The 22734-nt window shown below is 68.0% G+C and carries 18 protein-coding genes; 13 read left to right on the top strand and 5 right to left on the bottom strand.

The genetic code is table 11. The features are described 5' to 3' along the window. Positions 1-359: 359 nt before the first annotated feature. From LZC94_29840 to LZC94_29785, 12 genes are all read left to right on the top strand, one after another. Positions 360-1454 carry a YncE family protein gene (locus tag LZC94_29840; protein WXB12044.1) on the top strand — a complete coding sequence of 365 codons (1095 nt, stop codon included), beginning with the start codon at positions 360-362 and terminating at the stop codon, positions 1452-1454. 48 nt (positions 1455-1502) lie between these two features. Further along, positions 1503-2720, top strand: coding sequence for an isochorismate synthase (locus LZC94_29835; protein WXB12043.1), 1218 nt, complete (start codon positions 1503-1505; stop codon positions 2718-2720). Continuing rightward, the gene (locus LZC94_29830; protein WXB12042.1) at positions 2717-4366 is read left to right on the top strand and encodes an AMP-binding protein; all 1650 of its coding nucleotides are present in this window, start codon (positions 2717-2719) and stop codon (positions 4364-4366) included. The genes LZC94_29835 and LZC94_29830 overlap by 4 nt, the downstream gene beginning before the upstream one ends. Next, positions 4363-5028, top strand: coding sequence for an isochorismatase family protein (locus tag LZC94_29825; GenBank protein ID WXB12041.1), 666 nt, complete (start codon positions 4363-4365; stop codon positions 5026-5028). The genes LZC94_29830 and LZC94_29825 overlap by 4 nt, the downstream gene beginning before the upstream one ends. Beyond that, a complete protein-coding gene (locus LZC94_29820) occupies positions 5025-5273 on the top strand; it encodes a phosphopantetheine-binding protein (GenBank protein ID WXB12040.1) in 249 nt (82 codons plus the stop codon). Before LZC94_29825 ends, LZC94_29820 begins: the two co-directional genes overlap by 4 nt. After that, positions 5270-9220, top strand: a complete 3951-nt coding sequence (locus tag LZC94_29815; protein WXB12039.1) for an amino acid adenylation domain-containing protein — start codon at positions 5270-5272, stop codon at positions 9218-9220. The genes LZC94_29820 and LZC94_29815 overlap by 4 nt, the downstream gene beginning before the upstream one ends. Further along, positions 9217-9978 (top strand): 2,3-dihydro-2,3-dihydroxybenzoate dehydrogenase, encoded by a 762-nt coding sequence (locus LZC94_29810; GenBank protein ID WXB12038.1) that lies wholly within the window; start codon positions 9217-9219, stop codon positions 9976-9978. Before LZC94_29815 ends, LZC94_29810 begins: the two co-directional genes overlap by 4 nt. Continuing rightward, the gene (locus LZC94_29805) at positions 9975-10808 is read left to right on the top strand and encodes a hypothetical protein (protein WXB12037.1); all 834 of its coding nucleotides are present in this window, start codon (positions 9975-9977) and stop codon (positions 10806-10808) included. The genes LZC94_29810 and LZC94_29805 overlap by 4 nt, the downstream gene beginning before the upstream one ends. Before the next feature lie 104 nt (positions 10809-10912). Then, the gene (locus LZC94_29800; protein WXB12036.1) at positions 10913-12019 is read left to right on the top strand and encodes a PepSY domain-containing protein; all 1107 of its coding nucleotides are present in this window, start codon (positions 10913-10915) and stop codon (positions 12017-12019) included. Beyond that, entirely contained in the window at positions 12016-12183 is a 168-nt protein-coding gene (locus LZC94_29795) for a hypothetical protein (GenBank protein ID WXB12035.1), read from the top strand. Before LZC94_29800 ends, LZC94_29795 begins: the two co-directional genes overlap by 4 nt. A 314-nt stretch (positions 12184-12497) precedes the next feature. Further along, positions 12498-14522, top strand: a complete 2025-nt coding sequence (locus LZC94_29790; GenBank protein ID WXB12034.1) for a TonB-dependent receptor — start codon at positions 12498-12500, stop codon at positions 14520-14522. A 17-nt stretch (positions 14523-14539) separates the two neighbouring features. Continuing rightward, positions 14540-15859, top strand: coding sequence for a hypothetical protein (locus tag LZC94_29785; protein WXB12033.1), 1320 nt, complete (start codon positions 14540-14542; stop codon positions 15857-15859). Positions 15860-15898: 39 nt separating this feature from the next. On the opposite strand, the gene LZC94_29780 is transcribed toward LZC94_29785, so the two are convergent. Both LZC94_29780 and LZC94_29775 read right to left on the bottom strand, forming a co-directional pair. After that, positions 15899-17053: a hypothetical protein gene (locus LZC94_29780; GenBank protein ID WXB12032.1), complete on the bottom strand. Its 1155-nt coding sequence runs from the start codon at positions 17051-17053 to the stop codon at positions 15899-15901. A gap of 275 nt (positions 17054-17328) precedes the next feature. Next, complete coding sequence (locus tag LZC94_29775) at positions 17329-18405, bottom strand: hypothetical protein (GenBank protein WXB12031.1); 1077 nt, start codon at positions 18403-18405, stop codon at positions 17329-17331. A gap of 381 nt (positions 18406-18786) precedes the next feature. Here LZC94_29775 and LZC94_29770 point away from each other — a divergent pair, with 381 nt between their 5' ends. Then, entirely contained in the window at positions 18787-19734 is a 948-nt protein-coding gene (locus LZC94_29770) for a DMT family transporter (GenBank protein ID WXB12030.1), read from the top strand. Here the strand turns inward: LZC94_29770 and LZC94_29765 are convergent, their stop codons facing one another. The 3 genes from LZC94_29765 to LZC94_29755 all read right to left on the bottom strand — a co-directional run bounded on the left by LZC94_29765 (position 19735) and on the right by LZC94_29755 (position 22716). Beyond that, positions 19735-21372, bottom strand: a complete 1638-nt coding sequence (locus LZC94_29765; GenBank protein WXB12029.1) for an adenosine deaminase — start codon at positions 21370-21372, stop codon at positions 19735-19737. Between the two features lie 184 nt (positions 21373-21556). Next, positions 21557-21949, bottom strand: a complete 393-nt coding sequence (locus tag LZC94_29760) for a DUF2304 domain-containing protein (protein ID WXB12028.1) — start codon at positions 21947-21949, stop codon at positions 21557-21559. Further along, positions 21946-22716: a glycosyltransferase family 2 protein gene (locus LZC94_29755; protein ID WXB12027.1), complete on the bottom strand. Its 771-nt coding sequence runs from the start codon at positions 22714-22716 to the stop codon at positions 21946-21948. The genes LZC94_29760 and LZC94_29755 overlap by 4 nt, the downstream gene beginning before the upstream one ends. Positions 22717-22734 lie beyond the last annotated feature (18 nt).

The raw sequence follows: 22734 nt of genomic DNA, 5'->3' as shown, positions 1-22734 counted from the left end.
GATGCGAGCGACACGATGCGTGCGCCGCGATGCGATCCGGGCGATGCAATTCGGCGTCGCGATTCGGGAGCCGCGATGTGGCGCCGTGATGCGAGCGATGCGATCCGGCGCCGCGATGCGGGCGCCGCGATGCGAGCGATGCAATCCGGCGCCGCGATGCGGGAGTCGCGATGCGGGCGACGTGGTGACGAAACGCGTATGCGGATCGACATCGGTGATGGCAAAGTGCGGAGCGTTCGAGTGCGAAAATGATGTTCGCGCGGCACGTGTGAGAGGGCGAAATCGGGCAGCCGAGAATCTCTTGCTGGGCGTGTCCCGTCATGATACTTAGCGCCGTTATGAAAATGAAAATCATAATCATGATCAAGGGTATGCTGCCTGTTCTCGCCGTTGGTTTGATCCCGCTCGTCGCCGGATGCGCGGCGGAGTCGGGGGACTCGACGGATCCGAGCGGCAGCTCGTCGGCCGCGGTCACGACGTCTGCCGACGTCGCGGTGACGGCGGCCGATGCGGCGCCGGAGGTGGGCTCTTCGCCTCTCGCCGCCGGCCTTTATCAATCGGCCTACTCGGCGCGCAACCGCGTGCTGTGGGTGACGTCGGCGGTGGGGCGTCCGCCGGTCAAGACCTCGGCGCTCTACAAGGTCAATCCGCGCACGCGCGAGATCGTGGCCACGTACGTTCCCCCGGTGACGGACACGGCGACCGGCGCGCTCGAAGCCGTGTACGGCGTGGCCGTCGACGATGAGCACAACAACGTTTGGGTGACCAACACCCGCAACAATTCCGTCGCCGTTTACAACCAAAAGACGGGTGAGCACCTCGCGTCGCTCCCCGGCGTGGCGCACGCCCGCGAGGTCGTGGTCGACGAGCTCCACAACGTCGCCTGGGCGACCGGCGTGACCGACGGGACCATCGTCGGTTTCGACACCCGAACCTTCGCGGAGAAGCGGCGCGTGACGGTGCAGGGCGCGAACCCGGCCGGCTTGGCCGTCAACAAGTGGACGGGCACCGTCTACGCGACGGACCTCAAGAACGCGCAGATCATCGAGGTGTCGCCGCGAAGCGAGACCCCGCGTCTCATCCCCACCGGCGCCGGCCCGATCTCGATCGATCTGTCGCGCGACGGTCGTACGGCCTACACGGCCGACCAGACCGCAGGCACCCTCTCGGTGGTCGATCTGCGTCAGGGCAAGGTGACCAAGACCATCCCGACCGGCACCGGCGCGCTGTCGCTCGCCACCAACCCGCGCACGGGCGACGTCCTCGTCGTCAACCGCGGCTCGGCCACCGTCTCCGTCGTGGACGTGGACGAGGGCGTCGTGCGCGAGACGATCACCACCAACGCCAACCCGAACCACGTCACGTTCGGCGGGGGCACGGCCTTCATCGTCGACAAGTCCGCCGCCGGCGCCGACCGCAAGGACACGCTCTACACCGCCACCTTCTGCCACTGACCGTCCATCCCGTTTCCGGTGCGTGATCCCTCGAGAGGAGCTTAACGAATGGATATTGGCGAGCCGATCGCAGGTACGACCTCCCAACGCGCGCTCGACGAGCGGCGCGAGCACCACGAACACCGCGAGCACCAGGTGTTTTCATTGAGGGGGTCCGATGCTTCCATTCAGACCTTCGGCGTCCGTCGCCGCCTCGCGCTGGGATATGCGAGCACCTTGGAAGATCGCGTGCGCGCGTTCTTCGCGGACGAGACGGGTGGACCCAACGTGCTGGTGGGTGCACTGCCGTTCGATACGAACCGCGACACCCTGTTCTTTCAGCCGGAACGGGTCATCTGGGAGGGGGTCGAAAATCGTATGACGGGGGTGGCACGGAGCAACGTGCCACTCCGTTCTTCGTCGCTCCAGATCGTGGGCGAGCCCGATGCCGCGGCCTACGCGGCGATGGTGGAGCAGGCGCTGGCGCGCATCGGCGCGGGCGACGATCTGAGGAAGATCGTGCTCTCGCGCCGCTTGCGCATCCACGCCTCGGCGCCGGTCGATCCGATGGCCATCGTGGAGCGCCTCGCGTGCGATCCCAAGGTGACGACCTTTTTGGTCGATCTCTCGGTCGCATCGGGAGCCCACGGCCATCGGTTGGTCGGCGCGACACCCGAGCTGCTCGTATCGCGAAAGGGGCTTCGGATCGCGTCGCATCCGCTCGCAGGCTCGGCGGCGCGCTCGGCCGATCCCGAAGTCGATCGGCGGGCAGCCGAGGACCTGCTGCGGTCCGAGAAGGATCGGCGCGAGCACGCCCTGGTCGTCGAGGCGGTGTTCGATACGCTCTCTCCGGTGTGCGCGGAGCTGTCCGCGCCGGAGGGCATCGGGCTGCAGTCGACCTCGACGATGTGGCACCTGGGGACCCGCATCGAGGGCGTCCTCAAGAGCGAGGAGCACGGGCCGTCGGCCGCGGGCCTCGCCGCCATGCTTCATCCCACGCCCGCGGTGGGCGGCCATCCGCGCGAGGCGGCCCTCGAGGCGATTCGCGCGCTCGAGCCGCACGATCGCGGCTTCTATGCGGGCGCGGTCGGCTGGACGGACACGAAGGGCGACGGACATTGGTACGTGGCGCTGCGCTGCGCCGAGATTCGAGGCTCGCGGCTCACCTTGCACGCGGGCGCGGGCATCGTCGCCGGCTCGACCCCCGATCGCGAGGTGGCCGAAACGTCGGCCAAGTTCCGCGCGATGCTGCACGCGCTCGGCATCCACGAGGACGGCGCGCTATGACGGCACCCCTCACGCAGGTGTGGCCGCCGGAGTTTGCGCAGCGTTATCGGGAGCGCGGCTACTGGCGCGGCGAGACCTTCGCTACCGTTCTCGCCGCGCGGGCGGACGCCCATGGCGACGCCATCGCGATCGTCGGCGGCGAGCAGCGCTGGACCTACGCCGAGCTTCGCGCGCGCGCCGACGAGGCGGCCGCGGGCTTTCTCGCGCTCGGGCTAGAGCCTGGGGATCGCGTGGTGGTGCAGCTGCCCAACATCCCCGAGTTCTTTGCGGTGGTGTTTGGTTTGTTCCGCGCCGGTTTGATCCCGGTCTTTGCCTTGCCTGCCCACCGGCTGACCGAGATCGCGCATTTTGCGCGCACCGCGGAGGCGTCGGCGTACGTGATCGCCGATCGGCACGATGGCTTCGATTACCGCCCGCTCGCGAGCGCCGTGCGCCACGATGTCTCCACGGTGAAGCACGTGGTGGTGGTGGGCGATGCTGGGGAGCATGTGTCCTTTGCCGGCTTCACCCGCTTGGCAGGCGCCGCAGCGGGCGCGGGGTCGTTGCCGGCGTACACCGCATCCCCCGATGATGTTGCGCTGGTCCAGATTTCCGGCGGCAGCACGGGCCTCGCCAAGCTCATTCCGCGCACCCACGACGATTATCTCTACAGCATCCGCGCGAGCGCCGAGATTTGCGGGCTCGGACCGGACACGGTCTACCTGGCCGCGCTGCCGGTCGCGCACAACTTTCCAATGAGCTCGCCCGGCGTGTTTGGCGCGCTCTACGCGGGCGGGCGGATCGTCATGAGCGTGGCCCCCGGCCCCGAAACGGCCTTCCCGCTGATCGAGCGCGAGAAGGTGACGATCACCGGCCTCGTGCCGCCGCTGGCGCTCCTCTGGCTGCAGGCGGCGCCGAAGACGAAGCACGATCTCACCAGCTTGAAGGTGCTCCAGGTCGGCGGCGCCAAGCTCCTCCCCGAGGCCGCGCGCACCGTGCGGCCCGTGCTCGGATGCACCCTGCAACAGGTGTTCGGCATGGCCGAGGGGTTGGTCAACTACACGCGGCTGGACGATCCCGAGGACATCATCACGGAGACCCAGGGCCGTCCGATCGCGCCCGATGACGAGGTGCTCATCGTCGACGACCAGGGCCGCGCCGTCCCCGACGGCGAGGTGGGCAACCTGTTGACCCGCGGGCCTTATACGATCCGCGCTTACCACGCCGCCGCCGCCGCCAACCTGCGCGCCTTCACCGAGGACGGCTTCTACCGCACCGGGGACATGGTCAAGCGGCTGCCGGGCGGCTACCTCGTCGTCGAGGGGCGGGCCACCGATCATATCAACCGCGCCGGGGAGAAGATCTCGGCGGAGGAGATCGAAGGCCACCTCCTCGCGCACCCGCAGGTGTTCGACGCGGTGGTGGTATCGGTGCCCGACGCGTTTTTGGGCGAGCGAAGCTGCGCCTTCGTGATCCCGAGCGGCGACGCGCCCAAGGCGGCGGCGCTGAAGGGGTGGATGCGGGCGCGCGACATCGCCTCCTTCAAGACCCCCGACCAAGTCGTCTTCGTCTCCGAATTCCCCACCACGGCCGTCGGCAAGATCAGCCGAAAGGAGCTTCGTGCCGTGCTACGTGCCGAGCTGCTGGCGCAGGAGTCCTCCCGATGAACAGCGTTCGCCCGATCACCAGCCAGGGCCGCCTGCCGTCGATCCCGAGCTACCCCCTCCCGAAGGAGGACGAGCTGCCGGCCTCCCGCAGCCCTTGGACCCTTCGGATCGAGCGCGCGGCGTTGCTCGTGCACGATATGCAGCGCTATTTCATCGACGCGTTCACGCCCGGGGTCGCGCCCATCGCGCCCGTCATCGACAACGTCGGACGGCTCGTCCAAGGGTGCCGGGCGCTCGGGGTTCCGGTTTTTTACACGGCCCAAAACGGCGACCAGGACGTGCGCGATCGCGGGCTGCAAGCCGCGCTGTGGGGGCCGGGCATGCGCCATGTGTCCGAGCATCAACCCATCGCCGCGCCGCTGGCTCCCGCCGCGCAAGACATCGTGCTGGTCAAGCATCGCTACAGCGCCTTTCAACGCTCCAACCTGGAAGCGCTCTTGCGCGCGCGCGGGCGCGACCAGCTGATCATCTGCGGTATCTACGCGCACATCGGCTGCCTCTTCACGGCGGGCGAGGCGTTTCAACGCGATATCCAGCCCTTCTTCGTCGCGGACGCCGTCGCCGATTTTTCGCGCAGCTGGCACGATGCGGCCCTCGCCCAGGTCGCCGATTGCTGCGGCGTCGTTCTGTCCACCCGCCGCACCTTGGAGGCCCTGCGATGAGCGCGGAGCGATTGACGTTGGAGCGCATGCGCGCGGACATCGCGGCCATGGTGCACGAGGATCCGTCGGCCATCGGCGACGAGGACAACTTGATGGATCTCGGCCTCGACTCGATGCGGGCCATGAACCTGGTCGTGCGGTGGCGGGATGCGATGGGCGTGCCGCTGGAGTTCACGGATCTCGCCGAGCACGTGACCCTCGCCGGTTGGTGGGCGGTGGTGCGCGGGCGGCAGGAGGGATCGTGAGCGCGCGAAGCAACACGGTTCCGCTCACGGAGGCGCAGTCCGGGCTCTGGTATGCGCAGCGGCTGGATCCGACCAATCCCAGCTTCAACACGGGGCAGTACCTGGACATGCGCGGGCCGCTCGATGTCGCGGCCTTTCGCGCCGCGGTCGATCGCGTGGGCGATGAGGCGGAGGCGCTCGCCCTGCGCTTCGTGGATGGGGCGGAGGGGCCGAGCCAGTACGTCGATCCGGCCTCGCGGCCGCGTCTCACGACGTGCGACGTGTCGGGCGAGGCCGATCCGGAAGCGGCGGCGCTCGGCGCGATCCGTCGCGAGATGGAGACGCCCATCGATCTCGAGCGCGGGCCGATGGCCACGCAGATCCTGTACCGGTTGGGACCGGAGCGCCATCTCTGGTTGCAGCGGGTCCACCATCTGGCGACCGACGGCTACGGGATGGTGCTCCTGACGAACCGCATCGCGGAGCTCTACGACGTGGCCGTCGGCGGGCGCGCGAAGGAAGGTCCGGCGCTGGCGCCCCTCGCGGGCGTATGGGCCGAGGACGGCGCCTACCGCGCTTCGCCGCGCCGCGCGGACGATGCGGCCTGGTGGCGCGCGACCATGTCCGGCGCGAGCGATGGTGGCGCGGCGTCCTCGGTGGCCTCGCTCCACGGTGCGCGGTCCATGGATCCGGTCGGAGCCCACCGTTCCCATCGCCATGAGCGGCGGCTCTCGGCCCCGGTCCGCGATGGCCTGCGGGCGCTCGCGGAGCGGGCGAAGGTGAGCTGGCCCGATGCCGTCACCGCGCTGGTCGCCGCGTACTGCCGCCGCTTCGCCGGCACCGAGTCGATCGTCGTGGGCGTGCCGCACATGGGCCGCCTCGGGAGCGCGTCGGCGCGCGTAGCGGCCATGGTGATGAACGTGCTGCCCTTGCGCATCGCGCCCGACGAGGACGCGCCGCTGGTGGACTATCTGGTGGCGATGTCCAAGGCCTTGGTGCACGCGCGCCGGCGCGGCCGCTTTCGCAGCGAGCAGCTTCGCCGCGATCTGGGGCTCTTGGGCGGCGATCGCCGGCTCTACGGTCCGCTCGTCAATGTGCTGCCGTTCGATCAGCCTCCCCGGCTGCACGGGCTCGACGTCTCCTTGCACGTCACCGGCACCGGGCCGATCGAGGACCTCCATGTCACGCTCCGCGGCGATGCCATCCAGGAGCTGACGTTGGAGGTCGACGCCAACCCCGATCTCTATCGCGCGTCCGAGGTGGCCGCGCACGGCGAGAGGCTCGCGGCCTTCCTGGCGGCCATGGTCGATGCCGCGACGTTGGGCGCCGTTCCCACCGCGACCCCCGAGGAGGCGGAGCGCGAGCTCGAAGCGTTCAACGCGGTCGCGCGCGACGTGCCGGAGACCACGCTGGTCGCGCTGATCGAGCGGACCATGCGCGCGCGATCCGATGCTCCGGCGCTGTGCTTCGAGGGCGAGACCCTCGACTATGCGGCGCTCGATCGACGGAGCGCCGCGCTGGCTCGCGCCCTGGCCGCGCGCGGCGCGGGGCCGGGCGAGGTGGTGGCCGTGGCGCTGCCTCGCTCGATCGAGCTGGTGGTGGCGTTGGTCGCGGTGCTGCGCGCGGGCGCGGCTTATCTGCCGTTGGATCTCGATCACCCGGCGGGGCGGATCGCCACCATCCTCGAGAATGCGCAGCCCGCGGCGGTGTTGGCCGAGAGCGATCCGCACGGCCTCTACGGCGCGCGCCTCGTGCCTCCGGCGCGGTGGCACGAGGCGCCAGCCGACGCCTTGGCGGTGTCGCCGGCGCCGGATGACGCGGCGTACGTGATTTATACGTCGGGGTCGACCGGCGATCCCAAGGGGGTGATCGTCACCCACCGCGCCATCGTCAATCGTTTGCTGTGGATGCAGGAGCATTACGGCATCGGCGCGCACGACCGCGTCCTCCAAAAGACGCCTGCGACCTTCGATGTGTCGGTGTGGGAGTTCTTTCTTCCGCTGCTCGCGGGGGGGACCTTGGTGGTGGCTCCGCCCGGGGCGCACCGCGAACCGGCGGCCATCGCGGCGCTCATCCGCGAGGAGGCCATTAGCACCTTGCACTTCGTGCCCTCGATGCTCTCCGCCTTTCTGGACGCACCCGAGGCGGCGGGGCTGTCCGTGGCGCGCGTCTTCTGCAGCGGGGAGGAGCTGCCCTCCGATCTTCGCGACCGCTTTCATCGTGTGATGCAGGCGGAGCTGCACAACCTTTACGGTCCGACCGAGGCCGCCGTGGATGTCAGCTATTGGCCGGCGGGGCCCGAGGACGCCTCGCGGCCGGTGCCCATCGGCTACCCGGTCTGGAACACGCGCCTGGTGGTGCTCGACGAGCGGCGAAGGCCGGTGCCCGCGGGCATGGTCGGCCATCTTTACCTCGGCGGCGTCCAGCTCGCGCGCGGCTATCTCCGGCGGCCGGACCTCACCGCCGAGCGCTTCATCGACGACCCGTTCCACCCGGGCGAGCGGCTCTACATGACCGGCGATCTCGCGCGGCGGCGGGAAAATGGCGCCATCGTGTACATGGGCCGCGCGGATCGGCAGGTCAAAATAAGGGGACTGCGCATCGAGCTCGGCGAGATCGAGGCGGCGGTGGCGGGCTCGAACCTGACCCGCGCCGCCGCCGTCGTGGAGCGCGACGGCCGTCTGATCGCGTATGTCGTACCGGGCGATGGCTATGCGCCTGCGACCTTGCGCGCGGCGCTGGTGGCGAGGCTCCCCGACTACATGGTGCCCGCGGCCATCGTCGAGATCCCGTCGCTGCCGGTGACGGCAAACGGCAAACTCGATCGCCGCGCGCTGCCCCCGCCCGCGTTCGAGAGCTCGGGGGGCGCGGCGCCCTCCACGGCCACCGAGCGCACCTTGGCCGCCCTCTATGCGGAGGTGCTGGGAAGGCAAGAGGCGGTCATGGCGCGCGACGACTTCTTCGCGCTGGGCGGCGACTCGCTGTCGGCCGTGCGGCTCTTGCGACTCGTTCGCGAGAAGCTGGGCTACGATCCGGGCCTCTCGGAGCTGTTCAAGCAGCCGGACGTCGCCGGCCTCGCGGCGCGGATCGATGCCGGTGCGCGCGCGATGGCGGAGACGGCGGCGGGCGAGACGGGTGGGGCGGGGAAGACGGCGCAGACGCGCGCGCGCGATGAAGGGCTCGCGCCCGTCTTGATGCTGACCCGGGGTGATCCCGCCTTGCCGCCGCTGTTCGTCGTGCACCCCGCGGGCGGCATTTGCTGGGGCTACCGCGCCCTCGCCACCGCGCTCTCGCCGCGCCGCACGGTGTACGGTTTGCAGTCGCCGGCGCTCGACCCCGACGTCGCCGTGCCCGATAGCATCGACGCGCTCGCGGCCGACTATGCCCAGCGCATGGTGGAGACCGCGCCGGGCGGCGCGTACCATATCGCGGGCTGGTCCGTCGGCGGCATCATCGCCCAAGCGGTGGCCATCGAGCTGAGGAAGGCGGGCTACGAGGTCGGTCTGGTGGCCATGCTCGACTCCTACCCGGCCGAGTGCTGGCGCGCCGAACCCGAGCCCACGGAGAGCGCGGCCCTGCGCTCGCTGCTGGCCATCGCCGGCTACGATCCGGAGACGTATCCCCATCTGCAGACCCCCGACCAGATCGTCGGGTTTCTGCGCGCCGGGGAGAGCACGCTCGGCAACCTCCCCCCGCGCGCGCTCGACGGCGTGATCCGCGCCGTGATGGGCACCAACAAGCTGGTGCGCGCGCATCATCACCGCCGCTACGAGAGCGTGCTGACGCACGTGCGGGCGGACAACGACCACAAGGCGCGGCCCCATTTGACCCCCGAGCTCTGGACCCCGTACGTCGGCGTGCTGGATCGCATCGCCGTGCCCTTTCTCCATCCGCAACTCACCGGGCGGGAGGCGACGGCGCTGATCGCGCCCGCCCTCTCGGCGCGCATGGCCTCGGAGGTCGCATGAGTCGCGCGAGCGGTCTACGAGGCCGCATCGCCCTCGTCACTGGCGCCGCGGGAGGCATCGGCGAGGCGGTCGTGCGGCTGCTGCGGGAGGAGGGCGCGTCGGTCGTCGCCACCGATCTCGGCGCACCTCGGCTCGAGGGAAAGGACGTCTGGCCGGCCGCCCTCGATGTGACCGACAGCGCGGCGGTCGACGCGCTGATCGATCGCGTGGAGCAGGAGTGGGGCGCCATCGATTGCGGCGTGAACGTCGCCGGCATTCTGTCCACCGACACCGTGGTGGAGACCACCGACACCACGTGGCGGCGCGTGTTTGCCGTCAACACCGACGGGGTCTTTCACGTCAGCCGCGCGCTCGCCCGCCACATGGTGCGGCGGCGGCGGGGGAGCCTGGTCACCGTGGGCTCGAACGCGGCCGGCATCCCGCGGCACGCGATGGCCGCCTACGCCGCGTCGAAGGCGGCGGCGACCATGTTCACCCGTTGCCTCGGGCTCGAGCTCGCGCCGCTCGGCATCCGCTGCAACATCGTGGCCCCCGGCTCGACCCTCACCCCGATGCAGACCGGCATGTGGGCCGACGAGCACGGCGCGGCGCGGGTGATCGCGGGCCAGCCGGAGAGGTTCAAGAGCGGCATCCCGCTCGGCAAGCTGGCGACCCCCGACGACGTGGCGGACGCGGTGCTCTTTCTGCTCTCGGACCGCGCGGGCCATATCACCATGGCCGATCTCTATGTCGATGGAGGCGCGACCTTACGCGGATGACCCCGTTCACCTTGGCGCGCACCGAACGTCTGCTCCTCGAGCGCCGCGTCTCCGGCGGCGACGGTCGCATCGCGCGCAGCGCCTATTGCATCGACGTGGCCATCCCCGAAGGCCCGGCGCCGCCCGCCGGCTGGCCTTCGGTCTACCTGCTCGATGCCTCGGATTGCTTTGGTACGTGCGTCGAGGCCTTGCGGCGTATGAGCCGGAGGCCCAACGCGACGGGGGTCTCTCCTGCCGTCGTGGTCGGCATTTCCTGGCCCGATGGCGATGCTGCGTTGGCCCGGCGGCAATATGACTTTACGACGGCCCGGCACGGCATGGCCTCCAAGGAGGCGGGCGGCGCGCACGCCTTTCTCGCGTTCCTCCAGGAGGGCGTCAAGCCGCTCGTGGCAGAGAGGCTCCCGCTCGACGAGGGCCGGCAGACCCTCTTCGGTCACTCGTTGGCCGGGTATTTCGCCTTGTGGGTGCTGACCCACCGCCCTCGGGCCTTTCGGAGCTACGCGGCGATCAGCCCGTCGATCTGGTGGGACCGAAACGGGCTGCTGGACGCCGCGTTCCGCGTGGCCCTGGGGGATCGGCGCGTCCTCATCGCGCTCGGCGAGTGGGAAGACGAGCTGCCGCCTTGGCAGGCCACGTCGTCGGACCGCGCCGAGGTGATCGCACGCCGCAAGGCGCGCGCGATGGTCGCCAACGCGCGCGAGCTGAGCATGCGGCTGCAGGCGGCCCTGGGCGAGGATGGCGTGCGATGGTTGCTCTTACCCGAGGAGGATCATGCGTCGATCGTTTCGGTCGCCATCCCTCGTATGCTAAGGCTCGCCTCCTTGCCTTGACGTCTTCGCCTCGAAGAGCGCCGCACATGCCGAGGATGCGGCGTCCGATGTGCGACATCTGTTGAAAATGATAATCAAATGCGGTAAAAGCCGACATTTGCAGCATGAGTCCTTCGCTTAGCCGCAAGCTCCTCTCAATCCACAGATGGTGCAGCGTCATCGTCAGCGTGAACTACGTCTTCTTCGCGCTGACGGGGCTGGTCCTGATCTACCACGCCGAGATCGACGAGGCGCTCGGGGTGATCCCCAAAGATCTCGCCGACGCGTCGGGCGAGATGATCTCGATGGATCGGGCGCTCACGATGGCCCATGAGGCCAACCCCAAGCTCACGCCCATCTTCGCCGTGCAGCCCGAGGAGCTCCCCGGGGTGGCGCTCCTCGCCTTCGCCGCCGGCAGCGAGCGGTTTCGGTCCGCGAAGGTGGTCGCGGTCGACCGCCATGGCGGGGGCCGAATTCTTCCGAAGCTCGACATCCTCAACACGGTCACGCGGTTCATCGTTCGGCTCCACGCGGAGCTGCTCTTGCGAACGCCGGGCCGGATCGGGCTCGGCATCGTGGGCGGCGCCATCCTCACCTCGCTGGTGACGGGGTTCGTCGTGTACGGGCCCACCATGAAGCGCTTCGTCTTCGGGCTCCTTCGGCGGGACAAAAGCCCGCGGACCTACCTGGCGGACATCCACAAGCTGCTCGGGGTCGCGACCTTCGGGTGGAACGTCGTCATCGCCGCGACGGGGGTGCTCCTCTGCTTTGGGAGCTTGCTTCTCCAGCACTACTCGCGGACCGAGGTGAGCTCGTTCGCCGCCCAGTACGCGGGGCAGCCCGCGGTCACCGATCTCTCGACCATCGATCGGGCCATCGCCAGCGCCGAGGCTACGGCCCCCGGGCGAAGGTGGACCCGCGTGATTTTCCCGGGCGCGGAGCTCTCGACCCCGCGTCACTTCACGGTCTTCCTCGAGGGCGGGGAAGGCATCGAGAAGCACATGTTCGCCTTGACGGTGGTCGATGCGCAGGATCCCGCGAACGCGAAGGAGAGGGATCTTCCGCTCTACCTGAAGGCCTTCTTCGTCAGCGAGCCGCTGCACTTCGGCGACTACGGGGGCCTGCCGCTCAAGCTCCTCTGGACGGCGTTCACGCTCCTCTCGCTCGCGCTCTCGGTGACCGGCGTCTGGACCTTCTTCCTCGGCCGCTTCCGGCGGAGGGCGCGCGCGTGAGCTCCCCCATGGTTCGCACGTACGCCATTCCCATGGTCCTGACCGTGGTCTCGGTGGGGGGCCTCGTCGGCGCCCTCGTGTCGGAAGGCCTCGGCGATGCCGTCGCGCTGGTGGCGCTGGGCGTGCCGCTCGTCGCCGTCGTTCGAGCTTGGCGACGAGCATGAACCCTCCGCGGTTGGCGAGAAGCGTGCGGCTGCTGGCGGGCAGCTTGTGCCTCGTGGCATGGTCCGCGCAAGCGCAAACCCCCGCGCCGGAACCGACGGCTGCGCCGACGCCCGCGCCGGAACCTCCGCCCGCGCCGACGCCCGCGCCGGAACCGACGGCTGCGCCGACGCCCGCGCCGGAACCTCCGCCCGCGCCGACGCCCGCGCCGGAACCTCCGCCCGCGCCGACGCCCGCGCCGGAACCTCCGCCCGCGCCGGAACCGACAGCCGCGCCCGAAGCACCGCCCCCCGCGAAAGGAACCGACGAGGTGCGCGTGCGCGGATCCTCCCGGGCGAACGCGCTGCGACGGTCGGCGTACGCCGTGACGGTGGTCGACACGGAGCAGGCGAAGCGCCAAACGATCGATCTCGGCGAGGTCCTCGCGCGCGAGACCCCGGTGACGGTCCAGCGCGTCGGCGGGCTCGGTTCGCGCACCAGCTTTGCGCTCGGGGGATTGGGCGGCGAGCGACTGCGCTTCTTCCTCGACGGCGTGCCCCTCGAGCTCATGGGCTACTCGGCGGGCCTCGCCAACGTGCCCGTCAACTTGGTCGACCGCATCGAGGTCTATCAAGGCGTGGTGCCCGTGCGCTTCGGCGCCGACGCGCTCGGCGGCGCGGTGCACCTGGTGACCGATCAGGACGTCCGCAAGAATCGGCTGGCGGCCTCGTACCAGGTGGGCTCCTTCGGGACCCATCGCGCGACCTTGAGCGCGCGCTACTTCCACGCCCCCAGCGGCGTCTTCGCCCGCAGCGCGACCTTCTTCGACGTGACGAACAACGATTACGACGTCGACGTCACGGCCTATGACGACAAGGGCCGCGAACGCCCGGTGACCGTGCCGCGCTTTCACGATGGCTACCGCGGCGTGGGCACCCATGCGAGCGTCGGCATCGTCGACAAGCCGTGGGCCGATCGCCTGGTGCTGCAAGGCTTCGTCTCGGCCTTCGACAACGACGTGCAGAACGGCGCCACCATGGATCACCCTTACGGGGAGGTCACGTCGCAGAGGCGCAGCATGGGCGCGAACGTCAAGTACGCGGTGGGCCTCGGACCGAGGACGCACCTCGAGGCGATCGCGGGTTTTACTCGCGTGACGACGCGCTTCCGCGATCGCTCGAACTGCACGTACGACTGGTACGGCCACTGCACACCGCCCGATCCTCCGGTCGCGCGCGGGGAGAGCTCCAACATCCCCATCGACCGCGACATCGGGACGAGCACCTTCTTTCTCCGCTCCGAGCTCGCGCATCACCTCTCGGACGATCACCTGCTCCGCTTCGCGCTCGCGCCCACGTTCGCGGATCGAGCGGGCAACGATTGGCTCCGCGGCTCGGGCTACGATCCCCTCGCGCAGCCGCGGCGGCTCGTCACGGGCGTGGTCGGCATGGAGCTCGAATCGAGCTTCTTCGATGGCCGCGTGAAGAACAGCGCGTTCGTCAAAGGCTACGGCCTCGCGAGCGAGAGCCACCAGCTCCTCTCCACCGGCCAGTGGAGCGACATGTCCCGCGACATCTTCCGCGGTGGAGGCGGCGACAGCGTGCGCGTGAGCTTGACGCGCCAGCTCTCGATGAAGGCCTCCTACGAGCACGCCATGCGCCAGCCGAGCACCGACGAGCTCTTTGGCGACGGAATACTCGTCGCCGAGAGCCTCGGCCTCCGTCCCGAGACGAGCCACAACGCGAACCTCGGCGTCTTCGTCGAGGATTGGAAGACCCCGGCGGGGACGGTCCGCGCGTCCGCGAATGGCTTCGCGCGCTGGACGGACGATCTGATCGCGCAGATCGTGCAAACGGAATATCTGCACAACGAGAACGTCGCGAAGGCGCGGGCGCTCGGCGTCGAGTCGGCCCTCGGCTGGACGGTGCCTGGGGGCGATTGGCTCACCATCGATGGCCATTTGACCTATCAGGATCTGCGCAACCGCTCGTCCGATGGCCCGCTCGCGGCGGAGAAGGGCGATCGCATCCCGAGCATTCCCTATTTGCTCTCCAGCGCGTCCGTGCGTCTGCGCGGCCGGCGCTTCTTCGTCGCCTCGGACGTGGTCGAGCTCTCGTGGAACCTGCGCTACGTGCACTCGTTCTACCGGGACTGGGAGAGCCGCGCGGCGAAGGCCGATAAGCGCGAGATCGACACCCAAGTCGCCCAGGGCGCCGCGCTCACCTACGCGCTTCGAACCCTGGACTTCGGACTGGGGATGACCTTCGAGGTGCAGAACCTCACCGACGCCAAGCTGTTCGACTTCTACGGCGTGCAGCGCCCGGGACGGGCGTTCTTCACCAAGTGGACCTTGGATTACTAGCTCGAAAGGAAGCCATCATGCGCGTGTCGTTCAACAAGGTGTCGCTCTTCACGGCCGGCCTCGCCGCCGCCGCTGTCTCGTTGTCCGCGTTTGCCGTGGCCTGCGGCGACGACAGCAAACCGCAGTCGAACGATCCCGGAAAGCAGCCCGGACCCGACGGCACCGCCCCGTCCGAAGCTCCGCTCTACGCCGTCGTGACCCTGCCCGAGACATCGGGCGGAGCACCGCAGACGAGCTATGTCATGTTGACCGACACCTTGAAGGCCAACTTGAAGCTGGAGAGCGCGGCCCTGGAGATCCCGGGCCGCGCCATCGCCGCGGGACCGAACGGCAGCCGCACCTTGTTCGTCGGCACGAACACGAGCGGCAAGCTCACGCGCTATACCCTCGGCGAAGGCGGAAAGCTGAGCGCGAACGGCACCGTGAACTTCGAGGCGCAGCAGGTGCCGAACTTCACCGCGTACAGCGCGTACTTCCAGTTCATCCAGCCGAACAAAGCCTACTTCTTCGCGGCAAACGCCGCGAAGATCGTCATCTGGGATCCCGAGCAGCTCATCATCACCGGCTCGATTCCGCTCCCGGCGATCGTTCGCAAGGACCCCGCCAACCCGGCCACCAGCTACACGACGACCTTCACCGGGGCCCCCATCCGCAGCGGCGACAAGCTCTACTCGTTCGTGTCATGGGACACGCGCGCAGGAACGACCATCAAGGTGCCGGCGGCGTCCGCCGTGGTGGTGGTCGACACCGCCGCGGACACCGCCGAGGTGATCGTGGACGAGGGCGTCTGCGGCTTCGCGCGCGACGGGGTGCTGGTCGGCGATTGGCTGTATGTCGCCACCGAGGGAGCCGCCGCCTCGGTCCATTATCTGAACGCGGCCAATAGCCCGGCGCCGTGCCTTCGTCGGTTCAACGTGAAGACCAAGACGTTCGACCCCGCCTTCAAGGTCGATTTGAACGGGCTCGCGGGCGGCGCGCCGGTCGGCTCCATGGTCGTATCGCCCGGCGGGACCGCGCTGGTCCATGTCCTCGACAAGGCGACCGCCGATCCGCAGATCGCCCAGGGCGCCATCTCCAACCCGCGCGTCCTCTCGAACGCGGCCCTCTGGAAGACCGCCCGCCTCACCATCGGCGATGCGCCTTCGCTCGAGCTCCTCGGCGGGCCCCTCACGTCCGCCAGCGTGCTGCCGGTCACCTTGAAGGATGGCCTCAAGGTCACCGCGACCTTCGATTCGGCCCCGCACCTCTACGAGGTGACCAACAACGGCGTCGTCGGAACGGATCGGGTGAACGCGACCACGGTCGGCAGCACCATGGCCATCGTTCAACTTCGCTGATCGTCTCGGCGCTTCATCCCACGCGGGCCCGGCGGGGGTTCATCGCTCTCGCCGCCCTGCCGTGTAGTCCAGACCGAACGCCGCGCCCCCGATGAGCAAGGTGGGCTCGCGCACGTTCTCGCGGAGGGAAGGGGCCACCAGGGTGCTGATTTGCGCGTGCAGGTCGAAATAGAAAAGGCTGCTGATATGGTATCGCGCCGAGACACCCGCTTGCGCGACGTCGATGGCCGTCACGTTTCTTCGGATGTATTCATCGTTGAAGGTGGCATTGGCCACCCCCACATTGGCGAAGGCGTCGACCGTCCAGCGCTTCCCCGTGTCGTGGGCAAAGGCCGCGCCGAGGGTGCCAAAATAGGCGCCCGGGCGGTCTTTGATATCGATGCCGTTGCCGTTCACCAACCGGAAATCGCCGAGTCGATAAGACAGATCGATGGCGATTTCGGCGGTCATCCCGGAATCGAAGCGCTCGGGGGAGTACAAGAGGGTCACGGCGGGCTCGAACCGTAGTTGCTTGGTGAGGTGGACGGGGTAGTCGACGGCCACGTCGCCCGCGGCCATGTGGAGCGCGTGGTGCTCGCCCTCCGTATTGAGCAAAAATCCGCCCCACGCCGAGAGGGTCACCCCGTAGAAACCCACATTGGCCTCGGGCCGCACGACGGCGCCGCGGGTCTCCGAGAGCCCGCGCCACACCAGGCGCGAGTCGAGGCCCAGCTCCGCGCCAAAGGCGGTGGTCCAGGCATCCTCGTCGTCGGATGCTTCCTCGGCGGACGTCTCGTGCGCCTCGTCGTGCTTGTCTAGCTCTTTTCGTTCCGGCCCGGGGGCCTTGGTCGCGGCCGGCGACGCGGCCGATGGCGATGCGGCCGATGGCGACGCGGCCGGCTTCTCGGGCGAAGGATCGGGATCCGGCACCAGCGGGATCTCGGACGGATCCAAATCCGAGGTGTCGTCGCTGCCGCCCGGCGCCGGGGTGTCCTCCTCGGCCGTCTCGCGTTTGGGGCTCGGCTCCTCGGCAGGCTTCTTTCGCCGGGGCGGCTTTTGCCGATAGGGCGTGCGTTTTGGTGCGGCCCGCCGGGCCGAGGGTCGGGCGATCGCGTTCTCGGCGCGCCCGGGGATCGCGGCGAGCACCCACGCCAGGATCGAGGCGGCGAACGCTATCGTCCGAATGGAGAGCATCAACGAGCTCGGACGATTCATCGGAGCCCCGTCGCCTTTGCGCGCTGTGTGCCAATGGCGCTGCTCTTCGCCAAGGCACCCACCCCGCGCGCAGAGCACCTCGCTTTCCGCATCGATTCGACGCCCATCCTCCGGCGCGGCCTTGCGCCGCCCGAGGGAAAGGTCGAATTCCCATTTCGATCTCAGCAGGTCGACCGTGGAGTAGACGATCCAGCGCAAAGACGTGCGCGATCCAGTCTCAATCCCATCTCAATCCCACCTCGGTCCCACTTCAATTCATCGTTTAACCAACGCGATCAGCGACACCGCAAAGGCGGCATGGCGGAGATCCATTGGGAGAGAAGCGCAATTCCTGCACGGTCTGGCAGGCGGGTCGGGCCGCGCGGCATTTGCACCTCCGAATCCGACCCGAGCATGCGCGCCAAAAACTCGGATTGCTCCGGATGACCGGGCACGAGGACGTGCTCGCGTCCGTCGACCGGCGCCGTGGAACGGCACGCCGGGCGATGGCGCGGATCGGTGCTCTCGAAATCCCAAAAGACGCCCGTGTTCTCGGCCGTGCCACCGGGCCCATGGCAATGACCGCAATTGGCATCGAGGTAGCTGCGGGCGCGCACGTCGAGCGATGCAGGGCCGAATGGATCGCTCAGGAGCGCATGCTCAGGTAACGGTCGGTCGATGATCCCCAGCGCCAGAAAATGCGCCACTTGATCGTGCGTTCCGTCCGGGTACGTGCCCGGTCGATCGAGCTGACGCGAGCGCCACGCGAGAGCCCGCCCTTCATGGCAAGACGCGCACTCGGATGTGCCGGGCACGTGAAACCGATCGTTGCGCCGTGCTCCCTTCTCGTCGATCCACGAGATGGGAACATCCACATCGCCGCGCGAAACGATGGCGTCGGTTTGCAGATCGTTCCATACATACGTCGAGGCCGTGAAACCGTTTTCCGTCTTGACCAGGAAGCGCGTCTCCACCAGACGTTTGCCGCGCGCGGGATCGCGCGCATCGAGCGGGACGTAAAAGGTTTTGACCAAATAGGTGCCCACCGGAATATCCCATGGGTCGGCGCTCACGCGGATGCGCGCGCCCTTGGGCACATGAACGAAGCGTTGCTTTCGGAGATCATCGGCGTAAAGCGATGCGTTGACGTCGTAGGCGGTAAAGCCCGGACGCGGTATTTGGTCCGCGGGGTTTCCCTCGAAAATACCGAGCTGGGAGAGCCTTTCGACCGGTGTGGCCGATCCCGGTGGAGCGATCGGTCGCAGCGCATCGCCCTTGCATCCGGCAAACGCGAGCGCGCCGAGAACGGGGCCGAGGATGGCAAGGGAAGGGAAGGCGGCGGTTCGCAGGATCGTCGGGGACGGAAGGCTCATCGAGGTCTCTCGGCGCATGAACGAGGTGCAGTGTGCTGCGTGCATGTGTGCAACTCAAGCCGCATGTTTGCACGGGGCATCTGCAAAGTTGCAACGTTCGAAGCGCCGGAATCGAGCGGTCCGAGGGCTCCGCCACCGACGCGGGCGAAGTGCGCTATCGGCGCAACGTGCGCGACATGAACAACATGAGCCACGCGGACGACCGAGCGAGTGTACGGCGAGCCCGTTCGGGCCCGGCGAGTTGAAATGCATTTAAAATGCGAGTTCGACGAGCTGCGATAAAACAAAACGGAACGAACGAGACGCGATGGCGCAAAGACAGGAATAGCGATGTCGTTCCGGAGGTAATCGCTCGTGTTCCCCGCTTTGGAGACAACGACCGTGCGTCCTTCACGCGGGTTGGCTTTTCTCTTTCTGGCGACCGTGTGCTTTGGCACGGCGGAGCCCGCGATCAAGGCCGTGATGGATGTGGGCCTCTCGCCTGGCGAGGTGGTCCAGCTGCGGGGCAATGGTGCGGCGTTGGTGCTGCTCGCGATGGCTTTCGTGCGGGATCCGAAATCCTTGCGCGTCGCACCGCGCGAGCTTCCACTCTTGCTCGCATATGGCTTGTTCGCATTTCTGGGGATCCAGGAGTTCTCCTTCGTCGCCCTTTCGCGTCTGCCGGTGGGGGTGGCGCTGCTCCTCGAGTACCTGGCCATCGTGTTCGTGGCGCTCTGGGCAAGGTTCGTCCAAGGGCGGGTGCTCGCGCCCATGACGTGGGCCGGCATCGCGTGCGCGGTCGCGGGCCTCGCCATGAGCGAGCAGGTGTGGCGCGGAGCCATGCTCGACGGGGTGGGCGCCGCCGCCGGGATCGCATCGGCCATTTGCCTCGCCGCATATTTCTTGTTGAGCGAGCACGGGATTGGCGGGCGCGATCCCATTTCGCTGGCGGCGCTGGGCTCCTCGATCGGGGCCATCGCCGCCGATGGAATTGCGCCGCCCTGGCGATTGCCGTTCGCGCGCCTGCGCGACATCGCGCATTTGGGGCCGCTGGCCGTGCCGGCCTGGATGGCGCTGTCGTATGTCGTACTAATCGGCACGGTGGGTGCGTACGTTTCCGATATATCGGCGCTGAACGATTTGCCCTCGCCGGTGGCGGGCGTGTTGAGCACGTTCGAGGTGGTGGTGGCGGCGGCCACCGCCTGGTGGCTCTTGGGCGAGACCCTCAGCGGGATGCAGCTGGCCGGCGCCGCGGTGCTCTTCGCCGGCGTGGTGCTCGCCCAAATGGGATCGAGGGCCGCCCCGCCGGCGCGAGCGCTGGGCTCGTGCAGCGAGGCGGACCCGCGATGATCACTCCGTAACGGAGGCTTCGAACGCCTCGAGCTCGCGTTCCAGCTTCCACTGCAGGGCGGCGCGCTCGTTCGCGTTCAAATAATCTTTGCAGTCTTTGGATGCGTTGGCATCACCCCACTTGTCGCGGGCGCACTGCGCCACCACGCGCTCGTGGCGATTGGGCTCGGCCCAGAGGGTCTTGCCCGGCAAGAAGCTGTGCTCCACGCTGGCGCGCGCGAGCTTCTTCAGGGTGCGGTAGTTCAGGTGGTTGCGCTGGACCGCCAGCATCCAATCGTCCGTGATGTTCGTTCGGAACAGCCCCTGATCATCGGTCGCCAGCGCCACGGGCACGTTCTTTTCAATCAATGTGTTGAGCGGGTGGCGCTCGCCCTCGTACCCGAGGAGCAAGCTGCTCGAGCTGAGGCAGATCTCGAACAAAACGTCCTTCTCGCGCATCTTCCCGAGCAGATCGATCGACTTATCGGCCGCGACCTCGCCGAGGATATCGGTGCCGTGACCGATGCGCTCCGCGGCCCCCACTTCGACCGCGCGGCGCACATGATAATTCAAATGCCGTTGCCCGGCGGCATCCTGCGGCAACACCTCGGGAATGAGCTCCCCGGCGTGCAATGCCACGTGCACCGGTCTGCGCGAGGCGTCGGCCTCGTTCATCTTTCGAAGCACGCTGATGGCGAACATCTCGTCATCGTAGTTCTTCAACGAGTTCGGGTGCTCCTCGGGCGAGACCAAATTCATCGCCACCACCAGGGGCTCCTTCTGCGCGAGCTCGAACCCGTAAACCCATTGCCCGAACACGAACCCGCGGCTCTGGTCGCGATACGCTTCCATCATGAACCGCACATCGACTTGGCAACCCGGATCGGCGTCGGCGCGGTCGCAGCGAAGCAGGGTCCTGGCTTTTGCGATGTCGTTTTTGAACGTATTGGCGTTGTTGTCGAGCGTGTCTTTGAAGACTTTGTTGTCGAGGAACTGTTTGCGCTTCTGGAGCAGATACGACTCCGTCCACGGATCGTTATCGGCCACGAGCGTGGCCGCCTCGACCCCCGTGCCCCACGAGCCCAAGCTGCGCATCAACTCGATGTACGTTTGATGGTTTTTCCCAGCCGTGGCCAGAATGTCGGCGATGCCATCCGCGAAGTGGTTGTCGAGCACGGCGTCGAACTTTTCGAAGGTGGCGAAGAAGTGATTGTGCCGATCCAGGAGCGCGTCGCCCTTGTGCCCTTCCATCGACCAGGACGCGAGCAGCTTGGCGTGGAGCGCTTTGTCGGTGCGCGCATTGGCAATGGGCACTTGCTGGCCGGTGCACGGACCGGGCGTGGCGATCAACTTGGGCTCCTCGACGCAGGATCCGTCTTGCGCCGCCCACTCGATCAACTTCTCCACGGCGATGCCGCCGGAGGTGTGATGGTGCAGATCCGCGCCTTTGGGCATCTGCTGCACGAGCTTGCGCAGGGAGGACTCGTCGGACTGCAAGGCATCGAGGCGCCGCTGGACGCGGGCCTCGGCCGCCGCGCGGGCTGCCGCGTCGGGCGAGGGCTGCGGGTTTTCGGCGGAGGGATTGGAGGCGCAGGAGGCCGAGGCGCAGGCCAGAATCAAGGGTAAGGAGGCAAACCCGAAACGCAATTCTTTCATCATCGCATGGGTGTACATAGTCCAACAGCGCACCCCTTGGGAGCAGAGAAACTCCCAACCGCCGCGATCTCCGCGGGGTCGCAATGCGATCTCGTGATCGTACTGCGCACGTGCGTCATTGACATGGCCGCGATCGCCTGGGCTGTACCGCTCTCGACCATTGGATATTTGCAATTTTAACCGTCATTCAAGTTGCAATATCCCGAGGGGGTGCGTCTGCGCCAAGTGCGCGTTCTTCCTCGGTTCGGGGGCTGGTCGCCTGATGAATGGCGAGCGCGCGGACCAACTCGGTCAGCCGCTGATCGTCCTCGAAGCGCCGGTGGCGCGATAGGAGGGATTCGCGTACCAGCCAAATGACCAGTGGATAGAGGATGAAGTCGACGCCGCGCCCGATGCCGACCGAGTGCGCGAGCCGCCGCGCGATCTCGGGGAAGACGATGAGCGCTCCGCCGATGGCGAACACGGTGGCCTCCACCGCGAGCAGCCGCCGGTTTCGCCGGCGTTCGGACGCGTCGTGCACCAGCAGCGCCACGAGAAAAAAGAGGAGCGCCACGGCGGCGGGGGTGATTTCGGGTTTCATCGGGCCTCGTCTCCAAAGAAGAAGCTTCGAACGAGATCGGCGATGATCGCGAGCGCCGAGGTCATACCTTGGCCCTTGGCGAGGGACTCCTCGGTGTATCGAACCGAGACGGGCACCTCGACGACCACGAGCTTCGGTGCGGCGCTCCTTCGCGACGGGTGCCGCGCGATCCAGTGCGTGATCTCGGTGGCGTGGGCCATGCGATTTTGCCGCAGGCGCATCTGCTCGATGGCGCGCGGGCTGAACGCGCGCAGGCCATTGTGCGCGTCCGAGAGCCGCAGCCCCGTGGTCCAGCGCTCGAATGTTCGCGCCATGCCGAGCAGCACCCGCCGCGATTTCGGTACGTTCGACGCGCCGCCAAAGCGATCGCCCAGCGCGACGTCGGCGCCTCGGACGATGGCGTCGGCGAGCGCGAGCACGCTCCCGGCCGCGTGCTGCCCGTCGGCGTCCATGGTGATGAACGCGTCGAAGCGCGGGTCTAGGTTGGCTTGGTTCGCTCGTTTCCCGCGCGTGAGCGAGAGCGCGATGCGCCGCGCGGTTTCGAGGGCGGCACCCTGGCCCAAATTGATCGCGTGCCGAGCGTGGACGAGCTTTGCGCCTCGCAACGTTTTCGCTGCGGCGGCGGAGTCGATCGGGGTATGACTGCCGTCATCGACCAAAATGACGGTGATGGATGCACGGTCAGCGATCCCGGAGAGCTCCTCGAGCGTACGCGCGAGCCGTTCGCCTTCATTGTATGCCGGCATCAAGATCGCCAATCGGTTCACGGCAGGGCGACGATAACA

Source organism: Sorangiineae bacterium MSr11954, assembly GCA_037157815.1.
Taxonomy (GTDB): Bacteria; Myxococcota_A; Polyangia; order Polyangiales; family Polyangiaceae; genus Pendulispora; species Pendulispora albinea.
Note: the sequence above shows the minus strand (reverse complement) of the source record. Positions and strands in the feature narration are given on the sequence as shown.